Origin of the sequence: Mitsuaria sp. RG, assembly GCF_028369275.1 — a bacterium.
In the GTDB taxonomy this organism is placed as follows: domain Bacteria; phylum Pseudomonadota; class Gammaproteobacteria; order Pseudomonadales; family Pseudomonadaceae; genus Aquipseudomonas; species Aquipseudomonas peradeniyensis.
The window spans coordinates 146,790-164,633 of record NZ_JAQMYQ010000002.1; the positions used below are offsets into that span (position 1 = coordinate 146,790).

Here is a 17,844-nt window from a genome sequence, read left to right on the forward strand (position 1 = left end):
GACAAGGCGGGTCCGGGCCCCGGCACCGGGGCCCGGACACACCGTCACTTGGCCAGCTTGCTGTAGCTGGTCATCAGGTTACGGTAGTCGGGAATGTGGTTGGAGAACAACGTGCCCAAGCCTTCGATGTCGTTGCGCCAGTCACGGTGCAGCTCGCAGGCCACGCCGAACCAGGTCATCAGCTGCGCGCCGGCGGCCTCCATGCGACGCCAGGCCGAGTCGCGGGTCAGCTCGTTGAAGGTGCCGGAGGCGTCGGTCACCACGAACACATCGAAACCCTCCTCCAGCGCCGACAGCGCCGGGAAAGCCACGCACACCTCGGTGACCACGCCGGCGATGATCAGCTGCTTCTTGCCGGTGGCCTTCACCGCCTTGACGAAGTCCTCGTTGTCCCAGGCGTTGATGTTGCCGGGACGGGCGATGTAGGGCGCATCGGGGAACTGCTCCTTGAGCTCGGGCACCAGCGGGCCGTTGGGACCGGTCTCGAAGCTGGTGGTGAGGATGGTCGGCAGCTTGAAGTATTTGGCCAGGTCGGCCAGCGCCAGCACGTTGTTCTTGAACCGGTCCGGGTCGATATCGCGCACCAGCGACAGCAAACCGGTCTGGTGATCGACCAGCAGGACTGCGGCGTTGTTCTTGTCCAGACGCTTGTATTGGAATGCCATGGTGGATCTCCTTGCTTGGATAGGGAACAGCCAGGTTCAGTTGCGTTGCGAGTCTAGTTGCTCATGACCGGTGACGACGGCCTGGGCCTTGGTGTAGCTCTCGATCAGCAGTTGGTAGTGCGGGAACACCGCGCTGTAGGCCTCGGCCCACTGGGCGGCGTCCGGACGGTTCCAGGTGCGTTGGACCTCGGAGCAGACGGCGGCGGTGTCCATCGGCACCACGCCGGCCTGGACCACCCGCGCCAGGGTCACTTCCTGGGCCATCTTGGAGTAGGTGCCTGACGCATCGATGACAGCGAACACCTGGTAGCCGGCGGCCACCGCGCTGATGCTGGGGAAGGCCATGCAAACGCTGGTGATGGTACCGGCGATGATCAGCTGCTTGCGCCCGGTGGCCTTCACCGCGGCGACAAACTCGGGATTGTCCCAGGCGTTGATCTCACCCTTGCGGGCCACGTATTGCGCATGTGGCGCGGCCTCGTGGATTTCCGGGATCAACGGGCCGTTGGGGCCCTGGGGTACCGAGGCGGTGGTGATGACCGGGATCTTCGCCAGGCTGGCGACCTTGGCCAGGGTGATGGCATTGGCCCGCAGCTCGGTCATGGGCATGTCCTTGACCGTCTGGAACAGGCCGCTCTGGTGGTCGATCAGCAGCATGGTGGCGTTGTCGGGGTCGATGCGTGGCACCTGGCCTTCGAAGTTGGCGGCTTGCGAGAAATTGCTCATCGTTCTCTCCTTCAGGTGTGGAGAACAGGCCATCCTGGCCGCTGCGGTCTGGCCGCGCCCCACACATCCACAGTGGGGACTATGAGAGTAGGCAACGCAGGCTGAACGAAGCGACCGTCAGTCGGCGGGCCGTGGGAGATGCCCGTGCGGCCTGGGGCCAGACGGGCGACAGGGCTAACGGTAGAGAGGAGAGACGCGGGCCGGTAGGCCCATGGGTGAACCCTCAGAGTTCTACCTGAAGAACAGTGAGGCGGGCGCCGCTATCGTGAGGTACGACGATATTGCTGCATCGGACTGCGCGGGGCTGCCGGATCGGTCATCTCGATCAGACCGGCCGCCAGCGCCGGTTTGAGGTAGTTCGCTCTGAAGGTATGCCGATGAGACAGCTCGAGGCGCTCCATCAGTTCATTGGCGCGCAGCGCGACACCCGGTTTCAGAACCTCCAGTAATCGTGCTACTTGGTCGGTTACTTGGTCGGTTACTTGGTCGGTCTCACTCGCCTCGGCCAATGCCTGCCGCAGTGCCTGGAGCATGAACTCGACAAAGGGCGTGGCCTCGCCAGCCTGATCCGCAGCCGCCAAGGCACCGTAGTACGCCTCCTGCTGGGCACAGATCACCGACTCCACCGGCAGGTAGGCGAGTACCGGGCGCCAGTGGCTCAGTATCAGCGTCTGCCACAGACGCCCCATCCGCCCGTTGCCATCGGCGAAAGGATGGATGAACTCGAATTCGTAATGAAAGACGCAGCTGCTGATCAACGGGTGCCAGTCACTGGCGCCCAGCCAACGCAGCAGGTCATGCATCAGTGGCTGCAAGCGACTGGCAGGCGGTGCCATGTGCAACAGGCGCTGGCCGCGATAGATGCCGACACCTCCTTGGCGAAACTGACCGGCGTCATCGATCAACCCCATCATCAGCAGCTTGTGGGCAGCCAGCAGATCAGCCTGACGCTCGGGCAGCCAGCCGCTCATCGCTTCATAGGTGGCAAAGGCATTGCGCACCTCCTGGATTTCACGCGGCAGGCCGAGTACCCGCTTCCCTTCCAGAACCGCAGTGACCTGTTCGACGCTCAGTGTATTGTTTTCGATCGCCAGCGAGGCCTGGATGGTACGAATGCGGTTGCCCCGGCGCAGTTGCGGGGTAAGCGCCACTTCCCGATTAGCCGTAAGTGCACCCACCTGCTCGCTGATATCGGCAACCAGCGCCAGCATGCGCGGTGTCACGGTCAGTGGCGGCAGATACTGGCTCATGGGGAATGTCCATCGGGTCTGAAAGCGTGGGAATGATCGTGAAGCTTGATGACGTCAAGGCTGTCGACACCTTAGCCAGTGGCAACACCCGGGTAAAGCACAGCACCCCATTGGTTCACGATTTCCTGAACTGATTATTTGCCCACAGCGATTTTTCCCCTCGCCCACCGCCACCAGAATCGCTTCACCAACAATCACAATAAACCGTGAGGCCACTCCCGTGGACCAGACACTCCAGGTACGGCAGGCCGCCGCCGACCTCGTCGCCGCCTTCGCCAGCAACGACAGCGCCCGCTACTTCGCCTACTTCAGCGAAGACGCCACCTTTCTCTTCCATACCGTGCCGCAACCGCTGCTGTCACGCCGCGCCTATGAAGAACTCTGGGCCAGCTGGCAGGCAGACGGATTCGCCGTGCTCGGCTGTGAGTCCAGCAACGCGCAGGTGAGCCTGCAGGGCGACGTGGCGATCTTCATGCACGATGTAGCCACGCGCCTGCGCGTGGCCGGCGAAACCCTCGACCTGAACGAGCGCGAGACCATCGTCTTCCGCTTGCACGGGGAACGCTGGCTGGCCTGCCACGAGCACCTGTCGGTCATCTCGCCGGCCTGATTCCCTTAAGCGGCCCTGCCGCACTGCCATCGCACCCACAACAAGGCCGCCCGACGGCCGACAACATTCGCGCTGGAGCACCACCATGAGCCACTCGACCGGTATCGAGACCAATGGCGTCGAACAGATCCCCGACGATCAACGCGACGCCGCCCCGCTGGACCTGTTCCGCCTGATCTTCGGCGGCGCCAACACCTTCGCCACCGCCGTGCTGGGCAGCTTCCCGGTGCTGTTCGGGCTGTCATTCCAGGCCGGGGTCTGGGCGATTTTGCTCGGCGTCGGCGTGGGCGCGCTGATCCTCGCGCCGATGGGCCTGTTCGGCGCGCTCAACGGCACCAACAACGCGGTATCGTCCGGCGCGCACTTCGGCGTGCACGGGCGTATCGTCGGCTCGTTCCTGTCGTTGCTGACCGCCGTGGCGTTCTTCTCGCTGTCGGTGTGGAGCTCGGGCGATGCCCTGGTCGGCGGCGCCAAGCGCCTGGTCGGCCTGCCGGAAACCGACCTGACCCTGGGCCTGGCCTACGGCCTGTTCGCGGTGCTGGTGCTGGTGGTGTGCATCTTTGGTTTTCGCTTCATGCTGTGGGTCAACAAGATCGCGGTGTGGGCCTCGAGCCTGCTGTTCCTGCTGGGCATCTTCGCCTTCGCCGGGCCCTTTGACGCGGGCTACGCCGGCAGCGTCAACCTCGGCCAGGCCGGTTTCTGGGCGGCGTTCGTCGGCGCGGCGATCCTGGCCATGAGCAACCCGGTGTCGTTCGGCGCGTTCCTCGGCGACTGGTCGCGTTATATCCCGCGCGAAACCGCCAAGTCACGCATCATGCTGGCGGTGATCCTGGCCCAGGCCGCCACGCTGATCCCGTTCCTGTTCGGCCTGTGCACCGCCACCCTGGTGGCCAGCCAGGCGCCGGACTACATCGCCGCCAACAACTACGTCGGCGGCCTGCTGGCGATCTCGCCGGGCTGGTTCTTCCTGCCGGTGTGCCTGATCGCGGTGATCGGCGGCATGTCCACCGGCACCACGGCGCTGTATGGCACCGGCCTGGACATGTCCAGCGTGTTCCCGCGCCTGCTCAGCCGCGCCGCCGCCACCCTGCTGATCGGCGTGCTGGCCATCGGCTTCATCTTCGTCGGCCGCTTTACCTTCAACCTGGTGCAGAGCGTGTCGACCTTCGCCGTGCTGATCATCACCTGCACAAGCCCGTGGATGGTGATCATGATCCTCGGCCTGATCACCCGCCGCGGCTTCTACCACGCCGACGACCTGCAGGTGTTCACCCGTGGCCAGCAGGGCGGTCACTACTGGTTCGACCATGGCTGGAACTGGCGCGGCATGGGCGCGTGGGTCCCCAGCGCGGCCATCGGCCTGTGCTTCGTCAACCTGCCCGGGCAGTTCGTCGGCCCGCTGGGCGAACTGGCCGGCGGCATCGACCTGAGCCTGCCGGTGACCCTCGGCATCGCCGCCGTGCTGTACCTGATCCTGCTCAACCTGTTCCCTGAACCCGCTGGCGTGTACGGCCCCCGTGGCCCGCGCTGGGTGCGCTGCAAAAGTACGCCCGTAAAGCCCGTGACCACCGCCGAAATGGCCTGACTGGAATCCGACCATGACCACACCTCACTACATCGACGGCCGCTGGGTCGAAGGCCAGGGCAGCGACTGCATCGTTGTGCACAACCCGTCCGACGGTCAGCCGTTCGCCGAACTGATGGCCGCCAGCAGCGCCCAGGTCGACCAGGCCGTGGCCGCCGCGCGCCGTGCTCTGGCATCGTGGAAGACGGTCAGCGCCGCCGAGCGCGCCACCTACCTGCGCGGCTTCGCCGAACAGCTGGGTCAGCGCCGCGACGAACTGATCGCCCTGCAGATGCGCAACAACGGCAAGCCGCGCCATGAGGCCGAAATCGACCTGGACGACGCCATCGCCACCTTCGCCTATTACGCAGACCTCGCCGAGCAACTGCCGGCGAAGAACCGCGACGTGCCCCTGGCCGCGCCGGGCTTCACTGCCCGCACCCGTCTGGAACCGGTGGGCGTGGTCGGCCTGATCGTGCCGTGGAACTTCCCGCTGGTGACCAGTGCCTGGAAGCTCGCCCCGGCCCTGGCGGCCGGCTGCACCGTGGTGCTCAAACCTTCCGAGGTCACCCCGCTGATCGAGCAGGCCTACGGCCAGATCGCCGAGGTGCTGGGCCTGCCGGCCGGCGTGCTGAACATCGTGGGCGGCAAGGCCGAGACCGGCGCCGCCCTGAGTGGCCACAACGGCCTGGACAAGCTGTCGTTCACCGGCAGCAACGGCGTTGGCAGCCAGGTGATGCGCGCCGCCGCCGCCCAGTGCCGGCCGGTGACGCTGGAGCTGGGCGGCAAGTCGGCCATCGTGGTGTTCGACGATTGCGATGTCGACCAGGCGGTGGAGTGGATCGTCGCCGGCATCACCTGGAACGCCGGGCAGATGTGCTCGGCCACCTCGCGCCTGCTGGTGCAGGACGGCATCGCCGACGCCCTGCTGCCGCGCTTGCAGGCGGCGCTGGAAGCATTGCGCGTGGGCAACCCGCTGGCGGAAGAAGTGGACATGGGACCGCTGACCAGCCAGGCGCAGTGGCTCAAGGTCGCCGGCTATTTCGCCACCGCCCGCGAAGAGGGCCTGAAGTGCCTGGCCGGCGGCAAGGCGCTGGACCGCGACGGCTGGTTCGTCAGCCCGACGCTGTACGTGGATGTGCCCGAAAGCAGCCGTCTATGGAGTGAGGAAATCTTCGGCCCGGTGCTCTGCGCACGGCGCTTCAGCACCGAGGCCGAGGCCATCGCCCAGGCTAACGACAGCCGCTTCGGGCTAGTGGCCACCGTCTGCTCCGCCGACCTGGAACGCGCCGAGCGCGTCGCCGACGCGCTGGAGGTCGGGCATGTGTGGATCAACTCGGTGCAGGCGGTGTTCGTCGAGACCTCGTGGGGCGGGACCAAGGGCAGCGGCATTGGCCGAGAGCTTGGGCCTTGGGGGCTTTCGGGGTATCAGTCGGTGAAGCATGTGACGCGGTGTTTGGGGTGAGTAGCTGAGCCCTTTCACAGGGCGCGTGAGGCTGGCAGGTGTTCGACGGCAGCCTTGCAGCGCCTGCGAGATCGAGCGCCGCCCGCGCGGCGCATCGCGACGCAAGGCCGCTCCCACATTTGTTGCAACGTACCGAACCTGTCAGGCCATGGTTGCCCGCCTTGGTGCCTGTCTTGAGACAGGTGAGGCGCCAGTGGTGCCTACACTGAAACCGCGTCGTACCAACAAGGCGGACCCGGTAATGGCACAGGATTGACTGGCCCGAAACAGATGTAGGAGCGGCCTTGCGTCGCGATGCGCCGCGCGGGCGGCGCTCGATCTCGTAAGCGCCTCAAAACAAACGTCGTACACCTGGGCGCCCGCACGCGACAGTCTTCAGTATCCTCGAAAGCCCAGCCCTCCATTCCCATCGAGGGTCAAGCCCGCTCCCACGACAACCCGCGCTACTTCTGCCCAGCCTCATTGATCCAGCGGGCAATGGCGCACTTGCGATCTGATCATTTGCATCACCTGCCACACTCAAATCCAACGCTTCGGCCTACTCATAAGGTTTTGAAGGCATTGGTTTTCCTTGAGCGGGTAATATTCGAGGTTGTCGATGAACGCTTCAAATGCCTCATCACCGACCACGAATGGCTGAGACTCCAATTCATCCACCTCCGAGACAGGATTGTTCGGCCTTTCGTCATACGCAAGATTCGTGTCTTTCAAAATCACCTCCTTGGAAGCAATGACCAGAACCACATCGCCAGGCCAATCATTCTGGCCAATCTCAGAGCGATAAAAACCCTGCCTGTGCAAATCAGCCTTGCCTGTCAGAGATTTCCGAACCTGAAACAAAGTGCTTCAAAGCAGAACAGCTTGGGAATTACCCTACGCACGCTGCCGACGCGTCTGAATTGTCGAGGACCATCAGCAGGACTAACTTCCCTAGGTCGTCTTACCGGCGACCAGGGGTGAGAGCCTGCCACCGTCGAAATGAAGTACGCAGCACTGCCATGGCGGCTGTGCGCGGGCAGGCCCAGGCCTGGCCGGCATTTGCTCATTTCGACCGGTCTCTCACCCCGCGTACGGCTGCCACCCTCATCCTGTGAGAGGGATCTGGAGGCGGCACCTTTCCAATCGAAATGAGTGCTTCCCATGAAAAAGATCGTTCCCGATCCACCCCCTGCCAAATCGCTCAACCGCCCCTTCTTCACCATCAACGACGATATGCCCACCACCGAGGCGCTGCTTCACGCCATCCAGCTGATGCGTGGTATCGAAGACACCATCGACGAGTACTGCTGCGCCCTGGCCGGCGAACCCGGACTGGGAATGCTGGTGAACGCCGCGCACAACATGCAGATGGGGCGGGCGTTGGCGGAACATGCGCTGAACCGCTGCTCTTGCGGCTGACGCCAGGAGACCTGCCCTGCGCGATCCCTGTAGGAGCGGCCTCGTGCCGCGAAAGGGGCGCGTAGCGGCCCCAGGGTCTGCGCCACGAGACAGATCGCCGGGGCCGCTTCGCAGCCCTTTCGTGGCACAAGACCGCTCCTACACAGGCAGGTGTAAATCCCGAACACACGGCCCCGGCACCCCGTGACTTTTGCCCTGCCCTGCGAAGTCACACCTCCTGGTAGCCCCACAATCACAACACCAGGCCAGCCCACCCATGCATCCTCTTCGCACCGCCCTGCACAACGAACTGCACGCCCGCCCGTCGCTGTACTTCGACGACCCGGCGCATGTCTTCCACCTTGCCGTGCTCGGCGACGCCAGCGCCTGTCAGACCCTGTTGCAACGCTGCTGCCCCGAGGCCCCCGACACCCATGCGGCCCAGGGCATCACCCGGCTGGACGGCCACCCGTTCAAGTGGGAACGCCACACCGAATTCTTCACCCTGACCCTGGTGGTGCCCTGCACGACCCACGACAGCGACTGGCAATCCCTGCCCGCCGTGCTCGCCGAGGCCATCGCCCCGCAGGCGGCGCAGGTGATCAACGCCGTGCAGGTGCTGGTACGCGACGACCAGGACCTGGACCTCGCCCGCTATGGCTTCAAGGACCCCTGCGGTTCCAGCGTCGGCGGTGGCGATGCGGTGGTGTGGAGCGATTTCCGCCTGACCGGGGACGGCACCAACCGCTTCCTGTTCATCAACCGCCGGCTCAATGCCTATCGCCAGGGTCGCATGATCCGCCGCCTGCTGGAGATCGAGACCTACCGCATGATGGCCTCGCTGACCCTGGACACGGCCAAGGCCCTGAGCCAGGAACTGGACGATTTCGACGCCGTCCTGGTGAGCCTTTCCGAACGCGGCGCCAGCAGCGCGGCCCACGATTCCAAGGCCCTGCTCGAAGCCATCGCCCACCTGTCGCGCCAGGTGGTCGACCGCACGGTGCAGACCCGACACCGCTTCGGCGCCAGCCAGGCCTATGCGCAACTGGTGTTCGAACGCCTGGGCGAGCTGCGTGAGAGCCATGTCGCCGACTGCCAGCGCCTGGGGGTGTTCATCGAGCGGCGATTCAAGCCGACCCTGCGCTACTGCGTGGCCACCGAGCAACGACTGGAACAGCTGGCGAAGAACGTCGCCAACCTGGGCGACCTGCTGCAGGCGCGGGTGCAGGTGGAGATGGAGGAGCAGAACGCCGAGATCCTGCGCAGCCTCAATGCCCGGGCCGACGCCCAGGTGAAGATCCAGCGGGCGGTGGAAGGCTTGTCGATCATTGCCATCACCTACTACCTGCTGAACCTGTTCAAGCTGCTGTATGGCGGGTTGAATGTGCTGGGGGCGGGATTGACGGCGCGGGAGGCGATGCTGGGGATGGCACCGGTGGCGGGGTTGGTGCTGCTGGTCATCCTGCTGCGGATTCGACGAGCCAAGCAGCATTGAAAACATCGCGAGGCCAACCCGCGTCATCAATTCTTGCACGATCCCTGTAGGAGCGGCCTTGCGCCGCGAAAGGGCCGCGTAGCGGCCCCAGATTTCAGTGTTGAGCAAAGATCGTCGGGGCCGCTTTGCGGCCCTTTCGCGGCACAAGGCCGCTCCTACAAGAGCCGAGATGGCCTCACGCCGGCTCGTCGGCCGGTCGCCCATTTTCCTGCACCAACACCATGCTCTGCGGCGACGACAGTGCAATGCCTTCGTCTCGCAAACGCCCGAGGATGGTGAACAGCAGGTCGCTGCGCGTGCCCGACACCTGCCGGGGCGACGCCACGTAACCGCTCACACCGATCACCATGCCGCTGCTGGTCAGGTCCTTGAAAGTCACCGACGTGGCCGGCGCATCAAGGATCGACTCATGCTCCTTGTACGCCGCCAGCAGCAGCTCGCGCACATGGTTGGCATCGGTTTCCAGCGGCAGTGTCAGGGTAACGCTGACCACCCCCAGGGCATTGGCCATGGTCACGTTGCGCACGTTCTGCGAGATGAACTGCGAGTTGGGCACGATCACCGTCGAGCGGTCGGACATCTGGATCTCGGTGGCGCGCACGTTGATCCGGCGAATGTCACCCTCGACACCGGCCAGGCTCACCCAGTCGCCCACCTTCACCGGGCGCTCGGTGAGCAGGATCAGGCCGGAGATGAAGTTCTGCACGATCTGCTGCAGGCCGAAACCGATACCCACCGACAGCGCACTGACCACCCAGGTCAGGCTGGTCAGGTTGATGTGCAGGGTGGACATCACCAGCATGGCCAGGAACAGGAAGCCCAGGTAGCCGACCAGGGTCACCAGCGAGGCGCGCATGCCGGCGTCCATGTCGGTTTCCGGCAGCAGGCGCTCGCTCAGCCAGCGCTTGACCACGCGGATGGCGAACCAGCCTCCGAGGAAGATCGCCACGGCCAGGAAGATGTCCTGGGGCACGATGTTCAGGTTGCCCAGCACCTTGCCGCCGGTGCCGTCCCAGTCCGCCAGGCTCAGCAGCAGCTCGCCCGGGCTGGTGCCCGAAGGCATGAACACCAGCAACGCGGCGGCGAACAGCAGCAGCGTGCGGCCGATGCCCGCCAGCACGGTGCTGGCCTGGGCCTGGTGGCGTTGCTGCAAGCCAAGCGCCGAGGCCAGCGCCAGGCCACCGGGCTGGCGAGGCGACAGCAAGGTCTCGCACAGGTCGCCGAACACCGTGACCAGCAGGTAGGCACAGACCACCACCACGCTGATCCACAGCAGCTTGGCGGTAAGGAAGTAGGCCAGCGTCAGGTAGCCGGCAAGCAGGGTCAGCAGGATCGCCAGCACCCACACCACGATCACGAACGGGATCAGCCCGGCCAGGCCCTTGGGCCGCTCCAGGTCATGCTGGCGGTGGGCACGGCGATAGCGCAGCAGGGCCACGACGAACAGCAACGACACCACCAGCGCGGTCAGGCCGTTGGTGGCCAGGGTCAGCGCCAGGCTGGTGCCGATCACGCTGTTGATGCGCTCCTGGGTCAGCAGCACCATCAGCGCCAGGGCCAGGACCTTGGGGAACCAGCCCAGGGCGCTGGCCACTTCGTCGGCGATCGGCGGCAGGCGCCAGGACGGGCGCTGCAGCATCAGCATGGCGCGGCCCAGGCCCGAAATGAAGGCACTGAAGATCACCAGGGCGAGGATATGGTTGGTCAGGCTGGCGAGGTCCGTGCCAAGGTCGGCGCTGCTCTCCAGGCCCCAGCGCAGCAGCGACACGGAGCCGGAGATGGTGCCCAGGGTCGCCAGGCTGACGCTCAGCGCCAGGGCGCTGCGGCGCAGGCGACCTTCGGGCAGCCAGCGGATCATGGCATCGGCCAGCAGGCGCTCCAGCACCCGGCGCACCAGGGTCCAGACCAGCACCGCCGCCACCAGCGCGGTGATGAACAGCCATCGGTGCTCGGCGCTAAAGGCGCTGGCCATGGCGTCCGACACCTCGCCACGCAGGTCGCGCAGGCGCGCCACGTCGTCGTCGGTGGGGCGGATCAGGCTCGACCAGAATGCCGGGCTCAGCGGGCTGGCGGCGCGGCTGGTGATCTGCGAGTTGAACAGGCTACGGCGCAGGTTGACGATCTGTGTCGACAGGTCACGGGCCGACTGGGTCAGCGTGGTGGCGTCCTTCTGCTCGGCGACCAGCTTGTTCTTTTCGTCGTTGAGCTGCTTGCGCTGGCGGGTCAGGCTCTCGGCCTCCTCCTCCAGCGGCGGGCCGAGCACGTTGAGCTGGTCGTCCAGGCGCTGCACGTCGGCGGTGCGCTGGGTGACCAGCACATCGGCCTGGCGCTGCACCTGCAAGGCCGACTGGCGCAACTGCGCGAGCAGGTCGTCGTTGGCGTTGCTGGTGACGCCCTGGCGGATCTGGTCGAGCCGTTCGCTCAACTCCTCCAGGCTGGCGTTCTCGTCCAGCACTTGCTGCTCGGCCACGGCCAGGCGCGATACCGGCGTGGCTGGCGCGGCCCAGGCCGGCACGGCCAGGCACAACAGCAGGGCGAAAATCCCCGCATAGAATCGGTCAAGGCTGACACGCCTCATCGAATGTTCCTCTACACAACTCGACAGGGCGTGAATTCTACGCGGTCTGGAGGCTCAGGAGAGTGCCGTCTCTCGGTCCAGCAACTGGCGCTTGCGTTCGATGCCCCAACGGTAGCCGCTGAGGTCGCCGTCGCGGCGCACCACCCGGTGGCAGGGAATGGCCACGGCGATCGCGTTGGCCGCGCAGGCCTGGGCCACTGCCCGCACGGCCTTGGGCGCGCCGATGCGCTCGGCGATATCGGTGTAGCTGACCGTGGTCCCGGCCGGCACCTCGCGCAGCGCCTGCCAGACCCGCTCCTGGAACGCCGTGCCCTGCACATCCAGGGGCAGCGCCAGGCCCAGGGCCGGGGCCTCGACGAAGCCGATCACCTCGGCCACCAGCCGCTCGAAGGCATCATCGCCGCCGATCAGCTGGGCCTTGGGGAACTTGTCCTGCAGGTCCTTGAGCAAGGGCTCGGGCTCGTCACCGAGCAGGATCGCGCAGATGCCCCGTTCGCTCTGGGCCACCAGGATCGCGCCGAGGGCGCATTGGGCCAGGGCAAAGCGGATGGTCGCGCCCTGGCCGCCGGCACGGTATTCCCTGGGGCGCATGCCCAGACGCTCGCCGGCGCTTTCGTAGAAGCGGCTGTTGGAGTTGTAGCCAGCGTCGAAGATGGCTTCGGTGACGCTGCCGGCGGCGTCCAGGCGCTCGCGCAGACGCTGGGCGCGGAAGGCCGAGGCGTAGGCCTTGGGGGTCAGGCCGGTCTCGGCCTTGAACAGGCGGTGCAGGTGAAACGGGCTGACGTTCAGTTCGCTGCCGAGCTGGTCGAGGTTGGGTGCGGTCTCGCTGGCCTCGATCAGGCGGCAGGCGCGGGCCACCAAGTCGGTGCGCCGGCTGCCCTGCCCGCCCTTGCAGCGCTTGCAGGGGCGGTAGCCGGCGGCCTCGGCCTGGGTGGCGTTGCCGAAGAACTCGACGTTCTCGCGCTTGGCCAGGCGCGACTTGCAGGCGGGCTGGCAATACACGCCGGTGGTGCGCACGGCGTAGACGAAATGGCCGGTGGCGGCGGTGTCGCGGGCCTGCACGGCGTGCCAGCGTTCGGCGTCGGTGGTGTAGGTGGTCGGGGCGGGCTTCATCAGGGGCCTCTCCTGGGATTCGATACCGTCAGCCTGGCAGGGTGGATGATGCGTGGAACTCCGATTCTTGCGGTGTTTTCACGGGCCCTATCGCGGGGCAAGCCCGCTCCCACGAGAGCGTGGTCCATCTTTGTGGGAGCGGGCTTGCCCCGCGATAGGGCCATGCAGGAAAGCTTCAAGCCCGCCACAGGTACCAGGCCGCCACGGTGCGATGAGGGCTCCACGCCCCGCCCAATACCCGCATCTGCGCAGGTGTCGGCGCCTTGTCCAGCCCCTTCATGCGCCGATACCCCTCGCGCACGCCAAAATCATCCACCGGCAGGATATCCGATCGCTCCAGGCTGTAGATCAGCAGCATTTCCACGGTCCAGCGCCCCACCCCGCGCAACGCTACAAGACGCTCGACCAGTGCGGCATCCGACATATGCAGCGCCTCGTCCCGGCTGGGCACCACGCCCGCCACACGCGCCTGGGCGATCCCGTGAACCGTGGCGATCTTGCTCGCGGAAAGCCCACAGGCGCGCATCGCCTCCGGCGTCACCGTCAGCAACTGTTCGGGCGAGGGAAACGCTCCCTCCGGGAACAGCGCCAGCAATCGCCCGAGGATCGCCTCGGCCGCCCGCGCATGCAACTGCTGGTAGGCGATCGCCCGTACCAACGCCTCGTACGGCTCGCGTCCGGGCGTGGCACGGTGCAGGCAAGGCCCCACAGCGGCAATATGCCGCGCCCAGTCCGGGTCCTGCCCGGCCAGCCAGGCAGCGGCATCGTCAAAGGCCTGCGGGGAAAGGTCTGCAAGGATCATCAAGGGCATTCGCTCACATCACGATCCTCCAGCCTAGCGCAACCGTTCATCGGTGAAACGCTCAATCTTGCTCATCGAATTACTGGCATACCATTGATCCGCCCGCAACGCCCCGCATAGAATTGAGAACTATTAACAATCACATTATCCGGGCAGGCTCTCCAGACGATGCAGATCGAAGACACGCTGAAACCGGCCGAGGTCGATCTGCTCTATCAGGCGCACCACCGCTGGCTGCGCGGCTGGCTCGGTGCCCGGGTCGGCTGCCGGGAGCACGCCGCGGACCTGGCCCAGGACACCTTCGTGCGCCTGCTCAAGGCGCGCCAGGTCTCGCCGCTCAAGGAGCCACGGGCCTACCTGAGCAGCATCGCCCGCGGCCTGATGATCGACCAGTTCCGCCGTCGTGCCCTGGAAAAAGCCTACCTCGAGAGCCTGGCCAGCTTGCCCGAGCTGGAAGCCCCCAGCGAGGAACAGCGCCTGCTGATCCTCGACACCCTCGAGCGTCTCGACCGCGCCCTGCAACGCCTCAAGCCACGAGTGCGCCAGGCGTTCCTGCTGGCCCAGCTCGACGGCCTCACCCTCACCCAGGTCGCGCAACGCCTGGACGTCTCCCGGGCCACGGTCGAGCGCGACCTGGCCAAGGCCCTGGGTGTCTGCTACCGGATCCGCTACGCCGATGCCTGACCAGAACCCGACCCAGGCCCAGGTCGACGAGGCCATCGAATGGCTGGTGAAACTGCGCTACGACAGCCCCGGCCCACGCAGCGAACAGCAGTTCCAGCGCTGGCTGGCCAGCCACCCGCAGCATGCCCAGGCCTGGCAGCGGGTCAGCAGCCTCGGTGACGAACTGGCCAGCCTGCCCGCCGAGTTGAGCCGCCAGACCCTGGCCGGCAGCGAACGCCGCCGAATGAGCCGGCGCGACCACCTCAAGCTGCTGTCGCTGCTGGCGCTCGGCGCCAGCGTCGGCTGGGCCGCGCGCGAGCCCCTGGGCCTGCCGGCGCTGATGGCCGACAGCCGCACCGCCACCGGCGAGCGCCGCGAGCTGCTGGGCAGTGACGGCAGCCTGATCCGCCTGAACACCGCCAGCGCCATCGACCTGCGCTACAGCGCCGAGCAGCGCCGGCTGACCCTGCTGCGCGGCGAGGTCAGCCTGGACGGCAACGCCAACGACAACCGCCCGTTCAGCATCGACACCCGCGTCGGCGCCCTGAGCACCCAGGGCGGCCAACTGCTGCTGCGGGAAAATGCCCAGGGCCTGCTGCTGGCCGTGCGCCGGGGCGAGGTGACGCTGTTCCCCGCCTCTGCCGCCGCGCATCGGGTCAAGCCCGGCGAGGTGCTGCAGGTGTTCGCCCAGGGCGACTTCCAGCCCGCCACCCTGCACAACGACCCCTGGGGCTGGACCGACGGCGTGCTCAGCGTGCAGCAGATGCCCCTGGGCGAGTTCATCGACGAACTGTCGCGCTATCGCCCCGGCCTGCTGCGCTGCGCGCCTGAAGTCGCCGGGCTGAAGGTTTCCGGCACCTTCCAGCTGGCCGACACCGACCAGATCCTGCTGCTGGTCGCCCGTAGCCTGCCGGTGCGCGTCGACTACCGCACACGCTTCTGGGTGAGCATCGGCGCCGCCTGAAAACATCGAAAAAATAAATGAGGTGGAATCTTATTCTCGTCCGGCCTGAAGGAAACAAGCCCGAACAGTGGTCTGCCAACCTTCAGGAGCGCTTCATGATCCGCCCGTGTTCCCCCCGCAACGCCACCCTGCGCCATGCCATCCGCGCCGCCGCCCTGGGCCTGGGCGTGGCCTGTGCCGGCCTGCCGCCGACCCTCGCCCTTGCCGCGCCCGCCAGCCAGAGCCAGCAGCGCGACTGGAATATCCCGGCCGGCCCGCTGGCCGCCGCGCTGGACCAGCTGGCGCGCCAGGGCGGGCTGAACCTGTCGTTCGACGCCACCAGCCTGCGGGGCAAGACCACCCAGGGCGTGCAAGGCCGGCATGACAGTGCCCAGGCCCTGCAGATCCTGCTGCAAGGCAGCGACGTGCAGGTCCAGCAGGAAAGCGACAAGAGCTTCCTGCTGCTCCCGGCCCTGGACGTCGGCGACGCCCTGCAGCTGGGTGCCACCAGCATCTCCAGCAACCGCCTGGGCGAAACCACCGAGCATAGCGGCTCCTACACCACCGGGGCGGTGACCATCGGCAAGACCCCGCAAAGCATCCGCCACACCCCGCAGTCGGTGACCGTGGTTACCCGCCAACGGATCGACGACCAGAACATCACCAACCTCACCAACCTGCTCGAACAGACCCCCGGCGTGGTGGTCAACCTCACCGACAGCGAGCGGGTGCAGTACTACTCGCGCGGCTACCAGATCGACGCCATCCAGTACGACGGCGCCACCGTGGTGCAGAGCAGCGGCGGCGGCTCGTTCATCCAGAGCGACTCAGCGATCCTCGACCGCGCCGAGGTCCTGCGCGGCGCCACCGGCATGCTGCGCGGCGCCGGCAACCCCTCGGGCACCGTCAACCTGGTGCGCAAGCGCCCCACCTACGAGTTCCAGGGCGAAGGCAGCGTCACTCTCGGCACCTGGGACGCCCAGCGCTACGTCGCCGACCTCTCCGGGCCGCTGACCGAGACCGGCAACGTGCGTGGCCGGGTGATCGCGGTGCACGACGAGAAAGACCACTTCCAGCAATCGCGCCAGGAGCGCAAGGACGTGCTGTACGGGGTGATGGCCTTCGATCTCGACGACAGCACCACCCTGACCACCGGCCTGGAATGGACCCAGCTCGACGCCACCGGGGCCTGGGGCAACCTGCCGGCCGACTACGACGGCTCGCCGCTGCCGTTCGGCCGCAGCACCTACCTGGGCGCCGACTGGAACCGCTGGAACCGCAGCAACCTGCAGACCTTCGCCGAGCTCGAGCACCGTTTCGACAACGACTGGACGCTCAAGCTGATGGCCCAGCGCACCCACTTCGAGCTGGACGACAACGGCTTCAAGCAGACCTACTTCAGCCGCGCCACCGGTCCCGCCAACCCGACGCGCAACCCTTACCTGATGAGCTACCAGGTGACCGAAGGCGATGGCGGCGAAAGTCTGCAGAACAACCTCAGCGCGACCCTAAATGGCCCGTTCGACCTGCTTGGCCGCACCCACGAGCTGATGCTGGGCGTCGAGCGCATCCGCAACGACTCCTACGCCTCGGCCACCAACAATGTGCAGTCGGGCGTGTTCGACATCCGCACCTGGGACCCGAAGACCAGCCTGGCCAACCCGCACATCGACATCACCGCCCACCCGGTGCGCACCCGCACCACCCAGGAAGGCGCCTACGCCACCTGGCGCATCTCCCTGGCCGACCCGCTCACCGCGATCATCGGCGCCCGCGCCAACTGGTACGACTACGAGCAGGAGAACAACACCAAGGCCAGCGGCAAGTTCAGCGTCGACAACGAGATCGTGCCGTACGCCGCGCTGATCTACGACCTCAACGAGAACTTCAGCACCTACGCCAGCTATACCGAGATCTTCAACCCGCAGACCAACACCGATGCCGCCGGCTCCGTGCTCGAGCCGGTCACCGGCGAAGCCTACGAGACGGGAATCAAGGGTGAGTTCTACGAGGGCCGGCTGAACACCTCGCTGGCGTTCTTCCGCATCTACCAGGTCGGCAACGCGCTGGACGACGTCAGCGGGCCGAACCCGTGCCTGCCCAACTACACCAGCGGCTACTGCAAGGTCGCCGCGGGCAAGAACCGCAGCCAGGGCTTCGAGCTGGAGATTTCCGGCGAAGTGCTGCCGGGCTGGAACGTGACCGGTGGCTACACCTACAACACCACCGAATACCTCAAGGACACCACCGGCAACAACGGCAACCCGATCCGTACCACCGACCCCAAGCGCCTGCTGCGCCTGTTCACCAGCTATCGCCTGCCGGGCGAGCTGCAGGCCTGGACCGTGGGCGGCGGCGTGCAGGCGCAGAGCGACATCTACAACCGCAGCGGCAGCGCCGAAGCCTCGCAGTCGGGGTATGCGGTGTACAACGCGATGGTCAACTACCGCTTCAACGACAACTATTCGCTGCAGTTGAACGCCAACAACCTGTTCGACAAGAAGTACTACCGCCAGGTGGCGCCGACGCCGACCGGTTACTACTGGGGCGATCCGCGCAATGTCTCGGTGACCCTGCGCGGTACCTTCTGACG

General features: G+C 66.3%; 15 protein-coding genes. 8 read left to right on the top strand and 7 right to left on the bottom strand.

The features are described 5' to 3' along the window. Window positions 1-44 precede the first annotated feature (44 nt). The 3 genes from ycaC to POF53_RS02080 all read right to left on the bottom strand — a co-directional run bounded on the left by ycaC (window position 45) and on the right by POF53_RS02080 (window position 2,641). Window positions 45-665, bottom strand: coding sequence for an isochorismate family cysteine hydrolase YcaC (gene ycaC, locus POF53_RS02070; protein WP_110735902.1), 621 nt, complete (start codon window positions 663-665; stop codon window positions 45-47). 36 nt (window positions 666-701) lie between these two features. Beyond that, window positions 702-1,391 carry a hydrolase gene (locus POF53_RS02075; RefSeq protein ID WP_110735903.1) on the bottom strand — a complete coding sequence of 230 codons (690 nt, stop codon included), beginning with the start codon at window positions 1,389-1,391 and terminating at the stop codon, window positions 702-704. A gap of 260 nt (window positions 1,392-1,651) precedes the next feature. After that, the gene (locus POF53_RS02080) at window positions 1,652-2,641 is read right to left on the bottom strand and encodes a Fic family protein (RefSeq protein WP_110735904.1); all 990 of its coding nucleotides are present in this window, start codon (window positions 2,639-2,641) and stop codon (window positions 1,652-1,654) included. A gap of 220 nt (window positions 2,642-2,861) precedes the next feature. Between POF53_RS02080 and POF53_RS02085 the strand changes: the two genes are divergently transcribed. From POF53_RS02085 to POF53_RS02095, 3 genes are all read left to right on the top strand, one after another. After that, the gene (locus POF53_RS02085) at window positions 2,862-3,251 is read left to right on the top strand and encodes a YybH family protein (protein WP_498966141.1); all 390 of its coding nucleotides are present in this window, start codon (window positions 2,862-2,864) and stop codon (window positions 3,249-3,251) included. A gap of 85 nt (window positions 3,252-3,336) precedes the next feature. Then, window positions 3,337-4,836 (top strand): purine-cytosine permease family protein, encoded by a 1,500-nt coding sequence (locus POF53_RS02090; protein ID WP_110735906.1) that lies wholly within the window; start codon window positions 3,337-3,339, stop codon window positions 4,834-4,836. Between the two features lie 13 nt (window positions 4,837-4,849). Continuing rightward, on the top strand, window positions 4,850-6,280 hold the full coding sequence (locus tag POF53_RS02095) for an aldehyde dehydrogenase family protein (RefSeq protein ID WP_203648007.1): 1,431 nt from the start codon (window positions 4,850-4,852) through the stop codon (window positions 6,278-6,280). Window positions 6,281-6,799: 519 nt separating this feature from the next. On the opposite strand, the gene POF53_RS02100 is transcribed toward POF53_RS02095, so the two are convergent. Next, window positions 6,800-6,991 carry a hypothetical protein gene (locus POF53_RS02100; RefSeq protein WP_181427794.1) on the bottom strand — a complete coding sequence of 64 codons (192 nt, stop codon included), beginning with the start codon at window positions 6,989-6,991 and terminating at the stop codon, window positions 6,800-6,802. 429 nt (window positions 6,992-7,420) lie between these two features. On the opposite strand from POF53_RS02100, the gene POF53_RS02105 reads away from it, so the two are divergent. Then, on the top strand, window positions 7,421-7,678 hold the full coding sequence (locus POF53_RS02105; protein ID WP_203648008.1) for a hypothetical protein: 258 nt from the start codon (window positions 7,421-7,423) through the stop codon (window positions 7,676-7,678). Between the two features lie 256 nt (window positions 7,679-7,934). Next, a complete protein-coding gene (locus tag POF53_RS02110) occupies window positions 7,935-9,152 on the top strand; it encodes a DUF3422 domain-containing protein (RefSeq protein WP_267813735.1) in 1,218 nt (405 codons plus the stop codon). A 175-nt stretch (window positions 9,153-9,327) separates the two neighbouring features. On the opposite strand, the gene POF53_RS02115 is transcribed toward POF53_RS02110, so the two are convergent. The 3 genes from POF53_RS02115 to POF53_RS02125 all read right to left on the bottom strand — a co-directional run bounded on the left by POF53_RS02115 (window position 9,328) and on the right by POF53_RS02125 (window position 13,648). Continuing rightward, window positions 9,328-11,730 carry a DUF3772 domain-containing protein gene (locus POF53_RS02115; protein ID WP_203648009.1) on the bottom strand — a complete coding sequence of 801 codons (2,403 nt, stop codon included), beginning with the start codon at window positions 11,728-11,730 and terminating at the stop codon, window positions 9,328-9,330. A 54-nt stretch (window positions 11,731-11,784) separates the two neighbouring features. Next, window positions 11,785-12,843, bottom strand: a complete 1,059-nt coding sequence (ada, locus tag POF53_RS02120) for a bifunctional DNA-binding transcriptional regulator/O6-methylguanine-DNA methyltransferase Ada (RefSeq protein WP_203648010.1) — start codon at window positions 12,841-12,843, stop codon at window positions 11,785-11,787. Window positions 12,844-13,018: 175 nt separating this feature from the next. Then, window positions 13,019-13,648, bottom strand: coding sequence for a DNA-3-methyladenine glycosylase family protein (locus tag POF53_RS02125; RefSeq protein WP_498966221.1), 630 nt, complete (start codon window positions 13,646-13,648; stop codon window positions 13,019-13,021). Between the two features lie 165 nt (window positions 13,649-13,813). On the opposite strand from POF53_RS02125, the gene POF53_RS02130 reads away from it, so the two are divergent. From POF53_RS02130 to POF53_RS02140, 3 genes are all read left to right on the top strand, one after another. Then, a complete protein-coding gene (locus POF53_RS02130; protein WP_186735844.1) occupies window positions 13,814-14,329 on the top strand; it encodes a sigma-70 family RNA polymerase sigma factor in 516 nt (171 codons plus the stop codon). After that, window positions 14,322-15,272, top strand: a complete 951-nt coding sequence (locus POF53_RS02135; protein WP_498966146.1) for a FecR domain-containing protein — start codon at window positions 14,322-14,324, stop codon at window positions 15,270-15,272. Before POF53_RS02130 ends, POF53_RS02135 begins: the two co-directional genes overlap by 8 nt. A gap of 95 nt (window positions 15,273-15,367) precedes the next feature. Beyond that, complete coding sequence (locus tag POF53_RS02140; RefSeq protein WP_498966148.1) at window positions 15,368-17,842, top strand: TonB-dependent siderophore receptor; 2,475 nt, start codon at window positions 15,368-15,370, stop codon at window positions 17,840-17,842. The last annotated feature ends 2 nt before the right edge of the window (window positions 17,843-17,844 follow it).

Bases quoted from the DNA above. Each gene is read 5' to 3' on its own strand.
- POF53_RS02080 (WP_110735904.1), bottom strand. From the start codon at position 2,641: ATGAGCCAGTATCTGCCGCCACTGACCGTGACACCGCGCATGCTGGCG.
- POF53_RS02115 (WP_203648009.1), bottom strand. From the start codon at position 11,730: ATGAGGCGTGTCAGCCTTGACCGATTCTATGCGGGGATTTTCGCCCTG.
- POF53_RS02090 (WP_110735906.1), top strand. From the start codon at position 3,337: ATGAGCCACTCGACCGGTATCGAGACCAATGGCGTCGAACAGATCCCC.
- POF53_RS02075 (WP_110735903.1), bottom strand. From the start codon at position 1,391: ATGAGCAATTTCTCGCAAGCCGCCAACTTCGAAGGCCAGGTGCCACGC.
- POF53_RS02130 (WP_186735844.1), top strand. From the start codon at position 13,814: ATGCAGATCGAAGACACGCTGAAACCGGCCGAGGTCGATCTGCTCTAT.
- POF53_RS02110 (WP_267813735.1), top strand. From the start codon at position 7,935: ATGCATCCTCTTCGCACCGCCCTGCACAACGAACTGCACGCCCGCCCG.
- POF53_RS02105 (WP_203648008.1), top strand. From the start codon at position 7,421: ATGAAAAAGATCGTTCCCGATCCACCCCCTGCCAAATCGCTCAACCGC.
- POF53_RS02140 (WP_498966148.1), top strand. From the start codon at position 15,368: ATGATCCGCCCGTGTTCCCCCCGCAACGCCACCCTGCGCCATGCCATC.
- ada (WP_203648010.1), bottom strand. From the start codon at position 12,843: ATGAAGCCCGCCCCGACCACCTACACCACCGACGCCGAACGCTGGCAC.
- POF53_RS02095 (WP_203648007.1), top strand. From the start codon at position 4,850: ATGACCACACCTCACTACATCGACGGCCGCTGGGTCGAAGGCCAGGGC.
- ycaC (WP_110735902.1), bottom strand. From the start codon at position 665: ATGGCATTCCAATACAAGCGTCTGGACAAGAACAACGCCGCAGTCCTG.
- POF53_RS02135 (WP_498966146.1), top strand. From the start codon at position 14,322: ATGCCTGACCAGAACCCGACCCAGGCCCAGGTCGACGAGGCCATCGAA.